This is a genomic window from Nocardia sp. JCM 38205, assembly GCF_058222935.1.
In genome coordinates this window covers 89,706-105,389 of sequence record NZ_JBYHFL010000008.1, presented here as the reverse complement: position 1 = coordinate 105,389, position 15,684 = coordinate 89,706, and the positions used below count along the sequence as shown (strand labels likewise).

Here is a 15,684-nt window from a genome sequence, read left to right as displayed (position 1 = left end):
CCCGTATGTCTTCGGCTAGCTCACCGCACTCCTGTTGCCGGCAGCGGTAAATGCGGATGCGTGATCGGCGGCCCACTCCGCGTAAGTACGCGGCGCCCGACCGAGGACCTGGCGGACATCGTCGGTGACGACGGCATTGCGGCCCTCGAGTACATAACGTTGACCGGCGAGTGCGCCATCGATGTACTCGCTGGTCATGCCGGCCTCCTGCATGTGCCGGCGGGCGGTGTGCTCCGGAATGTCGGCGACGAGGACCTCGCGGCCGAGCGCTGCACCGAGAATCGCGGCCTGATCCGGGACGCTGAGCAGTTCGGCGCCGGTGAGGGTGTAGGTACGTCCGGAATGTCCGTCTGCCGTCAGAGCTTCGACGGCCACCGCGGCGATATCGCGTGGATCGATGATGCCCTGCGTGGCGGTACCGGTGAGGTTCGGTGCCGGCTGCCCGGCACGCAGGGCATCGGCCCAGCGCAGCGTGTTGGAAGCAAAGGAGCTGGGGCGCAAGATGGTCCACTCCAGGCCGCTGTCGCGGACCGCCTGCTCGCCGGGTAGATGCCAGGTGCCGACCCGGCCGAGCGCGGGATCGCCGGTGCCTATCGCGGAGAGCTTCACGATGCGCTGTACTCCGGCGGATACCGCGGTGGCGATGAGGGCGCGGTCGGTATCGATATCGTCGGGGCCGAGTACGCCGACGAGGAAGACGGCATGGGTCCCGGTCATCGCCGCGGACATGGACGCGGGATCGGTGTAGTCGCCGCGCACCACCTCTATGCCGGCCGGGACGGTGGCGCGGTCGGGGTCGCGTGTCACCGCACGGGCCTTGTCGCCGCGTGCGGCCAATTGCCGCAGGATCTCACTGCCGATGGTGCCGGTCGCGCCGGTTACGAGAATCATGCTGACCATCGTGACGGCTCGATGACCTGGAACTATAGGAATATTCGGCACACTCGCCGCGCAGGGAATCGGGCTAGTGTGGTCGGGTGACCGGAGCAGCGACACTCGCGCGGAACCTCGACCTGCTGGAGTCGAGTGTGCCGGTGCCGGAGTCATTGCGGCCGTGGCTGATCGACCTGGGGCGGATTCCGACGGTCACCGACCTGAACGGGGCGTTCGTCTATACCCCGCACGCCTTGACGTCGGTGGTGCTGCGAACCGAGACTTCGGGGCGCAGCGAGGCGTTCGTGGTGGGGCCGCAGACTCGCGCGTCGTATTCGATGCCCGACAAGCCCGGCGGCTGCCTGCGTATTCGATTGGCTCCGGGCACTACTCGGCAGTTGCTCGGTGTTCGCGCCGCGGAACTCGCCGACGGCGTATTCGCCCTCGCTGATATCCCCGGTGCGGTAGGTGTACTCGCCAACGAGTTGGCACATCGGCCGGCAGTTGACGTGCTGTCGTTTCTGGAAGAAGCTCTTCCGCAATATATTTCGGAGACGGATACGCAGCGTTCCCATCGTCGCCTGCTGCGGGACGCCGTCGCGGTGATCGGCAGCGGCGCAGCCCCGGCGATACCGGATCTCGCTGCGGAGCTCACGGTGAGCGAGCGCCAGCTGCGCAATCTCTTCGCGACGGGTATCGGTGTGTCGCCCAAGCACTTCGAGCGGATCTGCCGAGTGCGCGGCGTTCTCGCACAGACTGGTGCTTCGCCATGGTCAGAGGTGGCCGTCGCCGCGGGCTACTACGACCAATCACACCTGTCCGCCGTCTTCCGGTCACTGATGGGCGTACCACCGGCCACCTTCTTCCGAGGCGAGCTGCCCGCGCCGACCGCTTGCCGGAGTCCGAACCGGTAGGGGCTGGGGCGCTCCGCTCGACAGCGGTCACTCGTTCAACGCCGTACGGAACAACTCCCAGGACCGATGCAGATCCTGCTCCCAATACCCCCACGAGTGGGTCCCGGTGTCGCGGAAGTCGAAGGTGGCGGGAATCTGCAAGTCGCGCAAGCGGTCGCGGAGCTGGTGGGTGCAGATGTTGGTGACCTGTTCGAGAGGGGCTCCGAAGAGCAGTTGGTAGGCGAGGCCGAGAGGGTCGCCTGCGCTGGTGAGGTTGTCGAGGGGGCCGGGGAGCCCGGTGCCGGTGGAGACGTAGATGGCGGTGCCGCGGAGGTCGGCGGCGTGCAGGTAGGGGTCTTTGGCGGCCCACACCTCGCGGCCCGCGCCCCACATGTTGGCCGGGTTGCCGCCATTGCTGGCGACCACCGCGGTGATCAGGGCGCGGCCGGTGAGGTCGCTGGTCTGCACGCAGCCGCTGTAGGAGCCGACGGCGCGGTAGAGCTCGGGCGCGGCCAACGCCAGCTGGAAGACCGCGGTCCCCGCCATGGAAATGCCTGCGATGGCGTTCTTTCCGGTGCCCTTGAACGCGCTGTCGATGATGGGTGGCAATTCCTCGGTGAGGAAGGTGGTCCATCGTTGTTTGCCCAGCACCGGGTCGACGGCGCGCCAGTCGGCGAAATAGCTGCCGCGCCCGCCCATCGGGACGACGAGGGTCACCTGTTCGTCGGCGAAGAAGTCGACGATATCGGTCGAGTTGGCCCAGTGCCGGTCGGCGCCACCGTCGGCGCCGTTGAGCAGATACAGCACCGGTGCGGGTTCGGAAGTGCGTGGCGCCGGCCGCACTTTCACGGTGATGTCGGTGTCCATCGCGGTGGAGTGCACGCGCAGGTCGAGCATCCGGTCGGCGCCCTCGGCGATGCTGACGATCCGCGAACCATCGGGGGCCTGCTGTGTTCCGTCCGGAATCGGCACGGACTCGGGTGCGCCGATCGCGATGGCCGGATCCGCGGCGGCGCAGAGGGCGGCCACGGATGCCAGCACGCTCATCACGCGCAGCCGGACGCGACCTCGCGCGCAGCCGTTGCCCACCGGACACCTCCGAAATCCAGCCTGTAGCTGGGGTCGACGGTAGGGGAGCGGGGTTGCGGCGTCCGGGGATCGGGGATTTGTTGGGAACCTCGCCAAGGGTCGCGGCCAAGCGGCTGGGCCGGATCACAAGACCGGTGCGGCGCAGCGCCATCACTTCGCCCGGCAGCGGGAAACCCGGCCTTCGGCAGGCAGGCAGCCAGCGCTTCTTGACGCGCTGACGCGGCGACGTTTGCCGATCACCATGGACGCCGCGGGACTCAACGGCACATCGGCCTGCCGCTCGCCGGCCGCAGCGTGCCTACGCCACCCGCGAGCACCGGCTCCGCCGCCTCGGGAAATACCGGTCAAGGCCTCGGGCGGCTCGGCGTCCTGCGCCTCTCAGGCACGACTCTGCGCCAGCACATCGCCCAGCGTACGAGTGCCCCTGACGATCTCGGTGACCGCTTCCAGATCCAGCCGCACCTCGAGATCCGGATCCTCGGCCGCACCGTCGTGATGGGTGAGGCCGGTGTCGGTGATCACGTAGTGGAACGTCGTCTCGCCGATGTGCACGGTGACCGTCCCGGCCGGAAGCTGTTCGGCGACAGCGCGTCCGAGCGGCAGCGCGAACCAGTGCGCGCGGACGGCGTCGGTGCTGCGGCGCTCACCCAACAGCGGAGTGCCCCACACCGAGAGCGCTTCCAGTACCGGCCGCAGCCGCGCCCCGGCGTCGGTGAGTTCGTACATGGCCGTGGTCGCGCGCGGTCCTACCCGGCGCCGGGTGAGAATCCCGTCGCGTTCGAGGTCTTTGAGCCGGGCGGCGAGCACATCGGTGCTGATGCCGGGCAGATCGGCGAACAGGTCGCTGTAGCGGCGCGGGCCCGCGGTGAGTTCCCGGACGACCAGCAGATTCCAGCGGTCCCCGACAACCTCGAGCGCGCGGCTCACCGCACAGTGATGGTCGTAACTTCGGCGTGGCACTCGGCCACTCTAACGCAGGACTTGGAAAATCAAAGTGCATACTTGGGATTTCCAAGTACAGTAGCGGCAGCCGTATCGAGAAGAGGATGTCCATGCAGGTCAAGCAGTCGAGCAAGTTGTCGGGAGTGTCGTACGAGATTCGTGGCCCGGTGGCCGAGCATGCCGCGCGGTTGGAAGCCGAGGGACATCACGTCGTCAAGCTCAATACCGGCAACCCGCTGCCGTTCGGCTTCGAAGCGCCCGAGGAGATCTTGCAGGACATCGTGCGGACACTGCCGAATTCGAGTGGGTACTCGAGTTCCAAGGGGCTGCTGTCGGCTCGGCGGGCGGTCGTGCAGTACTACCAGACGCTCGGGCTGCCCGATGTCGGCGTCGAGGAGGTATTCCTCGGCAACGGCGTCTCCGAACTGATCATGATGGCCATGACGGCGCTGCTGGAAAACGGCGACGAAGTGCTGGTTCCCGCACCGGATTTCCCGCTGTGGACCGCCGCCACCGCGCTCAACGGCGGCAGGCCGGTGCACTACATGTGTGACGAATCCGCCGACTGGTTCCCCGACGTCGCCGATATCGAGTCCAAGATCACCGAACGGACCCGCGCGATCGTCATCATCAACCCGAACAACCCCACCGGCGCGGTGTATTCGCAGGACGTGCTGCGCGACATTCTCGAAGTGGCGCGCCGCCACAATCTGATCGTGTTCTCCGACGAGATCTACGACAAGATCTACTACGACGGCGGCACCCACACCGCGACCGCCGCCCTCGCCCCCGACCTGCTGTGCCTGACCTTCTCGGGCCTGTCCAAGGGCTACCGCTGCGCCGGTTTCCGGTCCGGCTGGATGGTGGTGTCGGGCCCCACCCAGCACGCCGCGAACTACCTGGAGGGGCTGACCATGCTCGCCGGTCTGCGCCTGTGCGCGAATGTTCCCGGCCAGCAGGTGATCCAGGCCGCGCTCGGCGGACATCAGAGCATCTACGATCTCACCCTGCCCGGCGGCCGGCTGCGGGAGCAGCGCGATCGCGCGTGGGAGGCGCTCAACGCCATCCCGGGCATTTCGTGCGTGAAGCCACAGGGCGCGCTCTACGCCTTCCCCAAAATCGACCTGGACGTCTATCCGATCGTCGACGACGAGAAGCTGGTGCTGGATCTGCTGCTGCAGGAGAAGCTGCACATCGTGCAGGGCACCGGATTCAATTGGCCGCGTCCGGATCACTTCCGCATCGTCACCCTCCCGCACGCCGACGACCTCGAGGCCATCATCGAACGCATCGGACGGTTCCTGGCGACCTACCGGCAGTAGGGCAGTAGGAGTACCTGGTCGACGAGCGCCCGCCGCGCACCGGCTCGCCCGTCGCCGTGATGTTCACTGTCCACCGATCGCGACCGGCGTGCCGAGCCCGGTGCCGGCTACCTCTCGCTCATACGATCGACCCATGAGCGAACTGATCGCAGTCAGTGGGGCGACGGGGGCGATCGGGGGACGGGTGGCGCGCAGGCTGGCGTCCGCGGGCATCGAGCAGCGACTGCTCGGGCGCAATGCCGCGCGAGCGCCGCGGTTACCCGGCGCGGATTTCATCGCCGCGGATTACGCCGATCCGGCGAGCGTGCGCGCGGCGCTCGAGGGTGTGCGCACCTTCCTGTTCGTCTCGGCGAGCGAGTCGCGTGAGCGGGCCGATCAGCAGCGGGCCGTGGTGGGCGCGGCGGTCGACGCGGGCGTGCGCCGCATCGTCTACATCTCCTTCGTCGGCGCCGCACCCGAATGTACCTTCACCTTCGGCCGCGACCACTGGTGGACCGAGCAGGAAATCCGCTCCAGCGGGCTGGATTTCACCTTCCTGCGGGACAATTTCTACCAGGACATGCTTCCCCTGCTGGCCGGTACGGACGGGGTCATCCGCGGCCCAGCCGGTGACGGCCGGATCGGCGCCGTCGCGCGCGACGATGTCGCCGACGTGGCGGCGGCAGTGCTCACCGGCACCGGCCACGACGGCCACACCTACGACGTCACCGGCCCGCGCGCGATCACCCTGACCGAGGCCGCCGCCATGATCAGCGAGGCGACCGGCCGCACCGTCACCTACCAGTCCGAATCGCTCGACGAGGCCTATGCGAGCCGTGCCGGTTACGGCGCCGAGGACTGGGAGGTCGCCGGCTGGGTGAGCTCGTATCAGGCCATGGCCACCGGCGAACTGGACGTCGTCACCGATACCGTGCCACGGATCACCGGTCGTCCCGCCAAGGATTTCGCCGAACTCCTGGCCGAAACCGCGCAGCGCGCGGACTGAGCTACGCCCCGGGTTGCTCCCGGATAGCCACGCGCGGAGCGTGAACCGCGTAAGCTGGCCCCCGGTTGCCGAAGCACTGGCACAGGTGGGCGAATACCTGCGGATCGCGGTCGCCGAGAGCTTCCCACCGGGTAGGTGGGCACCGTCGGGCGCAGTGATCGCCCGCCGCCACCGCGGAGTCGTGCGGCGGACCGGAGCGCGCCGGGTACATCGCCGATTCCCTCGGGCACGAGGTACGTGCGAGCCGAAAGGAGTGTCGCGTTGCAGCAGGCGCCGGCCACGGCCCGCCGGCGCGGATGACCGCAGTCGGTAACGCCGAGATGGGATGTGACCATGACCGAGTCCTGGCCCAGTTCGATGAGTTCGTTCGACGACATCTTCCAGCGCTTCTTCGGACCCGGAATGGCGGCAAGGCCGCCGGTGCAACGCACCGACCTGGGCCGGCTGCTCAGCGATAACGCCAAACAACTCGTCGCGACGGCACAGGCCGCGGCCAAGGACTGGCGCAGTCCGGAAGTCACCCCCGAGCACCTGCTCTACGCGGCGACCCTGGTCGAGCCCACCCGCGGCATCCTCGCCGAGATCGGCCACGACCCCGACGAGCTCAGCATGAAGATGCGCGACGCCGTCGCCGGTCACCGCAGCGGCAACGGTAACGGCAACGGCGCCATCGCGCTCAGCCCCGCGGCCAAACGTGCCATGCGCAATGCCCAGCGCAGCGCCGCCGAAGCCGGCAGCAGCTACATCGGCCCCGAACACATCCTGCTCGGCATCGCCGAAACCGAGACCCCCGCCGCGCAGGCCATGGCGGGCGCGCAACTGCCTGGCACCGAGGGGCAGCGCACGACCAGCGAGACCCCGACCCTCGACGAATACGGTCGCGACCTGACCGCCGAGGCAAGGGCGGGCAAGGTGGACCCGGTGGTCGGGCGAGCCGAAGAGATCGAGCAGACCGTCGAGATCCTGTCGCGGCGGCGCAAGAACAATCCGGTGCTCATCGGCGATCCCGGGGTCGGTAAGACAGCCATCGTGGAAGGGCTGGCCCAGCGCATCGTCAACGGGGACGTACCGAGCACCCTCGCCGACCGCCGCGTCGTCGCCCTCGATGTCGGCTCACTGGTCGCGGGCAGCAAATACCGCGGTGAGTTCGAAGAACGGCTGACCAAGATCCTCGACGAAGTGCGCGCGCACTCCGACGAACTGGTGGTCTTCATCGACGAGCTGCACACCATCGTCGGCGCGGGCAGCGGCTCGGAAGGGTCGATGGACGCGGGCAACCTGCTCAAACCGGCCCTCGCGCGTGGCGAACTGCACGCCATCGGCGCCACCACCATCGACGAATACCGCCGTCACATCGAAAAGGACGCCGCACTGGAGCGCCGCTTCCAGCCGGTGATGGTGTCCGAACCGTCGGTGGCCGACACCATCGAGATCCTGCGCGGACTCGCCGACGTCTACGAAGAGCATCACCAGGTGCACTACACCGACGAATCGCTGGTCGCGGCCGCTGAACTGTCGGACCGCTATCTCACCGACCGGTTCATGCCCGACAAGGCCATCGACATGATCGATCAGGCCGGCGCGCGGGTGCGGTTGCGGACCCGCACACCCGATCCCGACGTGCGCGAACGGGAGGAGGAGGTGGCACGGCTGCGCCGGGAGAAGGACGCCGCCGTCGCCGCCGAGGATTACGAGAAGGCCAAGGAGCTCAAATCCGAGATCGCCGTCGCCGAAGAACAACTCGCCGACGCCGGGCACACCGAGGAACCGCAGGTCACCGTCACCGATATCGCCGAGGTGATCTCCCGCCAGACCGGGATCCCGGTATCCGAACTGACCACCGAGGAACGTCAGCGGCTGCTCGGACTCGAGGACGTGTTGCACAAGTGGGTGATCGGCCAGGACGAAGCCATCGTCGCGGTCGCCGAAGCGGTGCGCCGGGCGCGGGCCGGGCTCAAGGACCCCAACCGGCCGATCGGGTCGTTCCTGTTCCTCGGCCCCACCGGCGTCGGCAAGACCGAGCTGGCCAAGGCGCTGGCCGAGGCCGTCTTCGGCGACGAGGACCGGCTCATCCGCTTCGATATGAGCGAGTTCCAGGAAAAGCACACCGTCTCGCGGCTGGTCGGCGCCCCGCCCGGATACGTGGGCTACGACGACGCGGCCCAGCTCACCGACAAGGTTCGCCGTCAGCCGTACTCGGTGATCCTGTTCGACGAGATCGAGAAGGCGCATCCGGATGTGTTCAATGTGCTGCTGCAACTGCTCGACGACGGGCGGGTGACCGATTCCAAAGGCCGCACGGTGGACTTCAAGAACACCATCGTCATCATGACCAGCAATATCGGCTCCGACCTCATCCTGTCCGCACCGGACGGTGATCTGGACTCCATCACCCCGACATTGAACGAGCGGCTGCGATCCCACTTCCGGCCCGAATTCCTCAACCGGATCGACGACACCATCGTCTTCCACCGGCTCGATCAGGCCCAGATCCATCGCATCGTCGACCTGGTGCTCGATGGCACCCGCAGGCTGTTGCACGCCCAGGACATCGACCTCGACGTCACCGATCCGGCGGTCGACTGGCTGGCCGAACACGGCTACCAACCCGAATTCGGCGCGCGCCCGCTGCGCCGCACCGTGCAGAAAGAGGTGGACAACAAGCTCTCGCGTTTGCTGCTCGACGGTGATCTGAAGCCCGGCGACACCGTGCGCTTGGACGCCGACGGCGGCGGCCTGCAATTGGCCGCGGTCGAGCGCCGTGGCGCGAAAACGGTGGAGGCAGCGCCGTAGTCGCGCTTCGTCGCTGGTGAGCAGGCCGCGCTCGCTCGCGGTTGCCGCCCGAGCTGGCGTCGCCGTGCGTCATCGGTAGCCTGTGCGTTGGACGTTGTGAACGACCAACGACAAGGAGCTTTCGCCTTGGAGGATGTATTACGGCCGCTCATCGTCTTCTGCGGGACCCTCGCGCTCACCGTGGTTGCCGGTCTGCTCTTCGATCGGCTGATGCGGTTCTACGCGCGCAAACGCCCGGATACCCGGCTGCCGCTGCTGCTGCGGCGGGTGCGGATGCCGTTGCAGGTCTTGCTCGGTGCGGTGGCGTTGCACGCGACCTACCCATTGGCGGAGCTGGAATTACGCCAGGACGCGGTGATCCGCAATGTGCTGGCCACCATGGCGATCATGGCCGCGGTCTGGCTGGTGATCCGGGCCGCCGACGCGGTGGCCGACAACACGTTGAGCCGTTACGCCCAGCGCACCCGTGATGTGGCGCGGGTGCGGCAATTACGCACCCAGCTCGCGCTGGTGCGCCGCATCGTGACCTCGGTGCTGGTGGTGACCACGGCCGCGGTGGCGATCCTGCTGCTCTTTCCCGGCCTGCGCACGCTCGGCACCTCGCTGCTGGCCTCGGCCGGTGTGATCGGCATCATCGCCGGTGTGGCCGCGCAGTCGACGTTGAGCAACCTGATGGCCGGCTTGCAGATCGCGTTCGGCGATTCGGTGAAGATCGGCGACACGGTCGTGGTGGAAGGCGAGATGGGCACCGTCGAGGAGATCACCCTCGCGTTCCTGACGGTGCGGATCTGGGACGATCGCAGGCTGACGATGCCGGTGTCCTATTTCAACAGCAAGCCGTACGAGAACTGGTCGCGCGGCGGTTCCGAGCTCACCGGCACGGTGTTCCTGCACCTGGATCACAGCACGCCGGTGCCGCTGCTGCGCGAACACCTGCACGAGTATCTGAAGCAGCGGCCCGATTGGGACGGCCGCTCGTGGAATCTGCTGGTCACCGACTCGACCCCGACCAATATCGTGGTGCGTGCGGCGATGTCGGCCGCCGATTCCGATGACGTGTGGACGTTGCGGTGCGCGGTGCGCGAGGAGCTGCTCGACTGGCTCGGCCGCCACCACCCGTACGCCCTGCCGAAGATCTCCACCACCATCGCCGGACCCGACGACGAGCGGATACCGGCACTGGCCGGAGCCGGGAGCGTGTGGGCGGGCACGGACAAGGGCGGCTACCGCGGCTGAGCTGTCACGCGGCGCCCGAGTACATCGCGCATCGGGCCCGCCCGCTTCACGGCGGCCCGCCGTGCTCGCCGGACGGTGACGGCTCGGCGGCGCGATTCCCATCGGTCCTCGTCTGTTCCGCGCCGGCGATGCGGCGTCCGGCCGTATCGGCATCCGGCCGCCACGCCTCGACGACGCCAGGGCGGCCATCTTCCAGCACGTAGGCGGCCCGGGTGTCGATCGGCGCGCCGGGCCGCCGGACATACGGCAGCACCCGGAAGTCGCTGCGCCACAGGTGCTGATCGAGTTCGACCCGGACATATCCGCGCTGCCCGTTGTAGAACTTCATATCCGGGTTCGCGTCGAGCAGCAGACGCCCGCGGTGCGGAAGGTCGACGCCGTCACCGCCGGTGCTGATCGAGGTGCCGGTGAATTCGGCGGCCACCACCGGCGTCGCTGGATCGGCGGGGTCGCGGCGCAGATCGGCCGCGTAGTTCTCATGCCGGTCTCCGGTGATGACGACGAGGTTGCGCACCCCCTGGTCGGCGGCGGCTCCCAGCACCGCCGCTCGCTCGGCGACGTAGCCATCCCACGCATCGGTGCCCAGATCCAGATCCGGACCCGGGTCGTAGTCGCTCTGGCTCATCGCAACCTGGTTGCCGAGGATCTGCCACCGCGCCGGCGACCGGCCGAATCCGTCGATCAGCCAATCGCGTTGCGGCTGCCCGAGAATGCTGCGGCCGGCATCGAATCGGGCGGTGCATCCGGTACTGAGGCCGCCGTCCCCGCAGACCTGCCGATCCCGGTACTGCCGGGTGTCGATCATGGTGAACTCGGCGAGATCACCGAATCCGTAGCGACGGTGCAGGCGCATATCCGGTCCCGAGGGCATCTGCGCCAGGCGCAGCGGCAGATGCTCGTAGAGCGCCTGGAACGCGGCCGCCCGGCGGCTGCGGAACAGCGCGGGGATGCGGTAGATATCGATGCCGAGCCCGGGGGAGTCGGCGGCCCAATTGTTGTCGACCTCGTGATCGTCCATGGTCACCAGCCACGGGAACGCAGCGTGCGCGGCCTGTAACGGCTGCTCGGATTTGGCTTGGGCATACAGCAATCGGTAGCCGGCCAGATCGTAGGCCTCATCGCGCAACTGCGGCGGGATGGTCGCGCCCTCGCGGCCGAGCCGCCAGGACTTCTCGTAGATGTAGTCGCCCAGATGCACCACCAGGTCGAGGTCTTCGGCGCTCATGTGGTCGTAGGCGGTGTAGTAGCCAGAGCTCCACGATTGGCACGACGCGAACGCGAACCGCATGCGCCGCACCTGCTGTCCTGGCGCGGGCGCGGTACGGGTTCGACCGACCGGGGAAATGGCCGAACCCGCGCGGAATCGGTAGAAGTACCAGCGATCCGGTGCCAAACCGCGGATCTCCGGGTGCACACTGTGCCCGAGCTCGCGCGCGGCCACCGCCGTCCCGCGGGTGACCACGCGGCGGAACTGGTCGTCCTCGGCGACTTCGTAGTCCACGCTCACCGGCGCCAGCGCCGTGCCGCCCAGTCCGTCGGGGGCGAGCGGATCCGGTGCCAGCCGGGTCCACAGCACCACGCCGTCGGGGGTCGGATCGCCGGAGGCGACACCGAGGGAGAACGGATCACCGAGCCAGCGCGGCGCGCGGAAGCGGGCGCTGCTCGCCGCCGCGGCTCCGGCCAGCACCGTCGCGGTACCGGCGGCGCCGAGACGCAGCAGCTGCCGACGAGACAGATCCATGCCGTCCAGCATGCCCTGATCCGCCCGGCGCCGGAATGCGGCAGGCCGCCCGACGCATCGGCCGGGCGGCCGGGCCTGGTGGCACGGTGTCGTCCGCTCTCCGGGACAGGCACTGTCCGCACGCGGTGGGCCCGGCTAGGTTCACCCCACGCAGGTAGTGCGTCTCGGCCGTGGCCGAGCAGCCGACAAGGAGGACACCGATGTCCGTATCACCGTCGCCGGAAACACTGGACGCCGATCTGGCGGCCCGCCTGGCCCGGATGGAGGCCGTCGAGTCGATCAAAGCGCTCAAGCACCGGTACTTCCGGGCCTGTGATGCCAAGGACCCGAAGGGCTTCCGCGACTGCTTCATCGCCTCCGGCTCGGCACTCGACTACGGCGAGCTCGGCGCCTTCGACGCGGACGGCATGGCCGCGGTGTTCGAATCCATCGCCCTGAAACAGGTCGACGGCAAGCACGTCATCCTCGATATGCATCACGGTCTGCACCCCGACATCACGATCATCGACGACACCACCGCCGCGGGCCGCTGGACCCTGCAATTCCGGCAGGTGAACCTGATCGACAACACCGAAACCGTCTCCACCGGCGAATACACCGATGAATACGTCATCGAGGACGGTGCCTGGAAGATCGCGACCTGCCGATTCGACCGGATCTGGTCGATCACCCGGCCGATCGACGATTCCTGCCGGATCACCCAGTAGGCCTCATCTGGCCCGCCACCGTCGCCGCGCTGCCGTGGCGACGGCCCGAGTCGTCGCCACGGCAGTCGCGGGTGGCGGTGGACGAGCCGAGTGACCGTGCCCGATGCACCCGGCGCCGTCGAGCCCTATCCGAGCGCGTCGACGACCGCCCGGGTGGCGTCGGCGAGCAGCCCGTTGTCGGGTTCGGCGTCCTGCTCGGACTTCGTCGACAGCACCGCGATGACGATCGGCGCGCGTCCGGGCGGCCAGGCTACGGCGACATCGAGCGCCGACCCGTAGGCCGGGGATCCGGTCTTGTCGCCGACGGTCCAGTCCGCGGGCAGGCCCGCGCGGATCCGGCTGCCGCCGGTGGTGTTGGCGACCAGCCACGACGTCAACTGAGCGCGCTCGGGTTCGCCGAGCACATCGCCGACGACGAGCGCGCGGTAATCGGCGGCCAGCGCCGCCGGGGTGGTGGTGTCGCGTTCATCGCCGGGAATCGCGGTGTTCAGCTCGGTCTCCCAGCGGTCCAGCCGGGAGGTCTCGTCGCCGAGGGAGCGCAGGAACGCGGTGAAACCCTGGGGTCCGCCGAGGAGCTTCAGCAGCTGATTGCCTGCCGTGTTGTCGGAGACGGTGATGGCGGCGTGGCACAGTTCGGCGACGGTCATGCCGGACTCGACGCGGGTTTCGGTCACCGGCGAGTACTCGACCAGTTCGGCGGCGGAGAAATGGATCACCTGGTCGAAATAACCGGTCGACAAGGGATGCTCGCGCAGGAGTGCGCCGCAGGCCAGGCCCTTGAAGGTGGATGCCATCGGGAAACGCTCGTCCTGCCGGAAGGCAACGGTGCGCTCGGAGCCGGTGTCGACGGCGAACACGCCCAGTCGGGCCCCCGCGGTCGTTTCCAGTGCGGCGAATCGGGGATCGGCTACCGCCGAGGTGGTCGCCGCGCCGGTGGGTGATGCGTTCGGGGAACCGGAACCGGAGCCGGAGTCGCAGGCCGCGCTCATCGTCAGCGCGGAGATCGCCAGGACGGTGGCGAGCAGACGTCGGCGGCGGTGGGAGGGAGCTGGGAAGGTCACCGCTGAACAACATCATCGCTGCGCTCCTCGCGGCCAATAGCGGGTATCGGCAGTGGCCAGTCGCACTCGATATCACCGCAGTTCACCGGCCCTGTCCGGGCGCAGATGCGCGGCGTCGCGACGCGACGCGGCGGGGACCTGACGGCCGGCTGGTTCAATGACCGCCATGGACCTGATCCGCCACCTCCGCTTCTTCGTCGCCGTCGCGGACGAGGGGCATTTCGGGAGGGCGGCGGCCGCGTTGGAGATGACCCAGCCGCCGCTCTCGCAGGGGCTGCGGCGGCTCGAACAATTCCTCGGCGTCGAACTCGTGCACCGCACCCCACAGGGCGCGGTGCTCACCTCCGCCGGACGTCAGCTGCTGCCACGCTCCCGGCTGCTGGTCGACGACGCCGAACGGCTGCTGGCCGAATCGCAGCGCATCGCCCACGCCCGCGGCGACGTCCACTGGGGCGTGGCGGCAGCCGTACCGGATCCGCTGGTGACCGCCTGCGTGACCGCGTTGCGCGGATCGGCTGGTTCCGGCGCGACCGTTGCCACCACCGTGGGGGCGACCGCCGATCTGCTCGGCGATCTGCGGGCGGGCCTGTGCGATGTGGCGGTGATCGAGCATCCGGCCCTGGTCGACGGCGTCGAGGCCGGGCCGGTGGTCAAGCTGCCGCGATGGCTGGTGGTGCCCTCGGATCATCGCAGCGCCGCCGCCGAACGTCCCACCTTCCGTATGCTCGCCGACCTGACGTTCGTGCACCCGCCGCGCGCGGGCAATCCACCCGCCTTCGACACGACGCTCGACCTGCTGCGTGAACGCGGGCTCGACGTACATCTCGGCACCGCCCGCGATGATCGCGCCGTCCTGGCCGCGGTCGCTGCCGGCACCAGTTTCGGGCTCACGGCAATGGCGCCGACACCCACTCCTGGCGTGACCTGGCTGACCATGGCCCCGCAGGCCCTTGCGCTGCGGGTGCGCGTGGTCCACCGCCCCGACGCCCAGCCGCACGCCGACGCCCTCGACCGCGTGCTGTACCGGGAGCGCTTGCGATGAGCCGCATCCGCTACGACACGCGGCAGCTCGGTGCGGACGCGGACGGCGTCACCGACCGGATCCGCGCGGTCTTCGCCGACGCGGGCTGCACCGGATGGTTGCACGCCCGCCGCTGCGGTAGCGCGGCCGAGATCTCGGTCGACGGCCGTGACCGGGTGGTCACCGCCTCGGTCTACAAACTCGTGCTGTTCGTAGCGTTCTGCCGCCGGGTCGACGCCGGGCTGATCGATCCGCGCGCGCAGCTCACCGTCGATCCCGCCGACTGCACACCCGGTCCCACCGGCCTTGCCGCACTGCACGATCCGGTAACGATGAGCAGGCGCGATCTGGCCACCTCGATGATGACGGTCTCCGACAATGCCGCCGCCGACGTCCTGCTCGGCGAGATCGGACTCGGTGCGGTGGAAGACCTGCTGGACGAACTGGGGCTCACCGAGACCCGGATCGTCGGCGGCACCGCCGATGTGCACCGCAGCCTGGTCCGCGATACCGATACCCACAGCACCGCCGAGGCCTTCGCCGCGCTCGCCGACAACGACGAGGCCTGGTCGGTCTCGGCCTACGACCCCTCGTACGCCAGTGCCACCACCCCGGAGGAGATGACCCGGTTTCTGCACCTGGTCTGGGAGGGCGGCGTACTGTCGCCGGAGCAAACCGGGTTCGTGCGTTCGGTGATGCGCAAGCAGGTGTGGCCGCACCGCATCGCCGCGGCGTTTCCGCATCGCGGGGTCAGCGTTGCGGGCAAGACCGGCACCATCGGCGTCATCCGCAACGAGGTCGCCGTCGTGGAGTTTCCCGCCGAGTATCCGGTGGCGGTGGCGGTGTTCACCCGGGCGGCGCGGGCCGATCCGCAGCTGGCCGTGGTCGACGCCGCGATCGCCGAAGCCGCCCGCATCGCCGTCACCGCGCTGCGGCACCCGCTCACGCAGGACTGACGCGCACCGGCGGGCGTCACGGAAAGTCTGATAAACAGGTATTACTAAATCCTGTTCACCGACTC

13 protein-coding genes are annotated in these 15,684 nt (G+C 68.6%); 8 read left to right on the top strand and 5 right to left on the bottom strand.

Annotation, left to right across the window (positions count from 1 at the left end; all coding sequences use genetic code 11):
- Positions 1–15: 15 nt before the first annotated feature.
- On the bottom strand, positions 16–891 hold the full coding sequence (locus tag AC4HOU_RS25585) for an NAD(P)H-binding protein (RefSeq protein WP_490725458.1): 876 nt from the start codon (positions 889–891) through the stop codon (positions 16–18).
- A gap of 86 nt (positions 892–977) precedes the next feature.
- On the opposite strand from AC4HOU_RS25585, the gene AC4HOU_RS25580 reads away from it, so the two are divergent.
- A complete protein-coding gene (locus AC4HOU_RS25580) occupies positions 978–1,787 on the top strand; it encodes a helix-turn-helix domain-containing protein (RefSeq protein WP_490725457.1) in 810 nt (269 codons plus the stop codon).
- Between the two features lie 27 nt (positions 1,788–1,814).
- Here AC4HOU_RS25580 and AC4HOU_RS25575 read toward each other — a convergent pair whose 3' ends face one another.
- Positions 1,815–2,813 (bottom strand): alpha/beta hydrolase, encoded by a 999-nt coding sequence (locus AC4HOU_RS25575; protein ID WP_194991118.1) that lies wholly within the window; start codon positions 2,811–2,813, stop codon positions 1,815–1,817.
- A 420-nt stretch (positions 2,814–3,233) separates the two neighbouring features.
- Positions 3,234–3,815 (bottom strand): winged helix-turn-helix transcriptional regulator, encoded by a 582-nt coding sequence (locus tag AC4HOU_RS25570; RefSeq protein WP_490725456.1) that lies wholly within the window; start codon positions 3,813–3,815, stop codon positions 3,234–3,236.
- A 92-nt stretch (positions 3,816–3,907) separates the two neighbouring features.
- On the opposite strand from AC4HOU_RS25570, the gene AC4HOU_RS25565 reads away from it, so the two are divergent.
- The 4 genes from AC4HOU_RS25565 (at position 3,908) to AC4HOU_RS25550 (ending at position 10,133) form a co-directional block, all read left to right on the top strand.
- Positions 3,908–5,119, top strand: coding sequence for a pyridoxal phosphate-dependent aminotransferase (locus tag AC4HOU_RS25565; protein WP_163812935.1), 1,212 nt, complete (start codon positions 3,908–3,910; stop codon positions 5,117–5,119).
- 133 nt (positions 5,120–5,252) lie between these two features.
- On the top strand, positions 5,253–6,104 hold the full coding sequence (locus AC4HOU_RS25560; RefSeq protein ID WP_194991119.1) for an SDR family oxidoreductase: 852 nt from the start codon (positions 5,253–5,255) through the stop codon (positions 6,102–6,104).
- A 333-nt stretch (positions 6,105–6,437) separates the two neighbouring features.
- A complete protein-coding gene (locus tag AC4HOU_RS25555) occupies positions 6,438–8,897 on the top strand; it encodes an ATP-dependent Clp protease ATP-binding subunit (protein ID WP_490725455.1) in 2,460 nt (819 codons plus the stop codon).
- 126 nt (positions 8,898–9,023) lie between these two features.
- Positions 9,024–10,133 (top strand): mechanosensitive ion channel family protein, encoded by a 1,110-nt coding sequence (locus AC4HOU_RS25550; RefSeq protein WP_490725454.1) that lies wholly within the window; start codon positions 9,024–9,026, stop codon positions 10,131–10,133.
- A gap of 46 nt (positions 10,134–10,179) precedes the next feature.
- Here AC4HOU_RS25550 and AC4HOU_RS25545 read toward each other — a convergent pair whose 3' ends face one another.
- Entirely contained in the window at positions 10,180–11,874 is a 1,695-nt protein-coding gene (locus AC4HOU_RS25545) for an alkaline phosphatase D family protein (protein WP_490725453.1), read from the bottom strand.
- Between the two features lie 200 nt (positions 11,875–12,074).
- Here AC4HOU_RS25545 and AC4HOU_RS25540 point away from each other — a divergent pair, with 200 nt between their 5' ends.
- On the top strand, positions 12,075–12,581 hold the full coding sequence (locus AC4HOU_RS25540) for a nuclear transport factor 2 family protein (RefSeq protein WP_490725452.1): 507 nt from the start codon (positions 12,075–12,077) through the stop codon (positions 12,579–12,581).
- A 125-nt stretch (positions 12,582–12,706) separates the two neighbouring features.
- Here the strand turns inward: AC4HOU_RS25540 and bla are convergent, their stop codons facing one another.
- A complete protein-coding gene (bla, locus tag AC4HOU_RS25535; RefSeq protein ID WP_490725475.1) occupies positions 12,707–13,570 on the bottom strand; it encodes a class A beta-lactamase in 864 nt (287 codons plus the stop codon).
- A 229-nt stretch (positions 13,571–13,799) separates the two neighbouring features.
- On the opposite strand from bla, the gene AC4HOU_RS25530 reads away from it, so the two are divergent.
- Both AC4HOU_RS25530 and AC4HOU_RS25525 read left to right on the top strand, forming a co-directional pair.
- The gene (locus tag AC4HOU_RS25530; protein WP_194992098.1) at positions 13,800–14,684 is read left to right on the top strand and encodes a LysR family transcriptional regulator; all 885 of its coding nucleotides are present in this window, start codon (positions 13,800–13,802) and stop codon (positions 14,682–14,684) included.
- Positions 14,681–15,619 carry a serine hydrolase gene (locus AC4HOU_RS25525; protein ID WP_195021602.1) on the top strand — a complete coding sequence of 313 codons (939 nt, stop codon included), beginning with the start codon at positions 14,681–14,683 and terminating at the stop codon, positions 15,617–15,619. Before AC4HOU_RS25530 ends, AC4HOU_RS25525 begins: the two co-directional genes overlap by 4 nt.
- Positions 15,620–15,684: the final 65 nt, after the last annotated feature.

What these genes read in the sequence shown, in the direction of transcription:
- AC4HOU_RS25585 (WP_490725458.1), bottom strand. Translation starts at nt 891, where the DNA reads ATGATTCTCGTAACCGGCGCGACCGGCACCATCGGCAGTGAGATCCTG.
- AC4HOU_RS25575 (WP_194991118.1), bottom strand. Translation starts at nt 2,813, where the DNA reads ATGAGCGTGCTGGCATCCGTGGCCGCCCTCTGCGCCGCCGCGGATCCG.
- AC4HOU_RS25565 (WP_163812935.1), top strand. Translation starts at nt 3,908, where the DNA reads ATGCAGGTCAAGCAGTCGAGCAAGTTGTCGGGAGTGTCGTACGAGATT.
- AC4HOU_RS25560 (WP_194991119.1), top strand. Translation starts at nt 5,253, where the DNA reads ATGAGCGAACTGATCGCAGTCAGTGGGGCGACGGGGGCGATCGGGGGA.
- AC4HOU_RS25555 (WP_490725455.1), top strand. Translation starts at nt 6,438, where the DNA reads ATGACCGAGTCCTGGCCCAGTTCGATGAGTTCGTTCGACGACATCTTC.
- AC4HOU_RS25545 (WP_490725453.1), bottom strand. Translation starts at nt 11,874, where the DNA reads ATGGATCTGTCTCGTCGGCAGCTGCTGCGTCTCGGCGCCGCCGGTACC.
- AC4HOU_RS25540 (WP_490725452.1), top strand. Translation starts at nt 12,075, where the DNA reads ATGTCCGTATCACCGTCGCCGGAAACACTGGACGCCGATCTGGCGGCC.
- bla (WP_490725475.1), bottom strand. Translation starts at nt 13,570, where the DNA reads ATGAGCGCGGCCTGCGACTCCGGCTCCGGTTCCGGTTCCCCGAACGCA.
- AC4HOU_RS25530 (WP_194992098.1), top strand. Translation starts at nt 13,800, where the DNA reads ATGACCGCCATGGACCTGATCCGCCACCTCCGCTTCTTCGTCGCCGTC.
- AC4HOU_RS25525 (WP_195021602.1), top strand. Translation starts at nt 14,681, where the DNA reads ATGAGCCGCATCCGCTACGACACGCGGCAGCTCGGTGCGGACGCGGAC.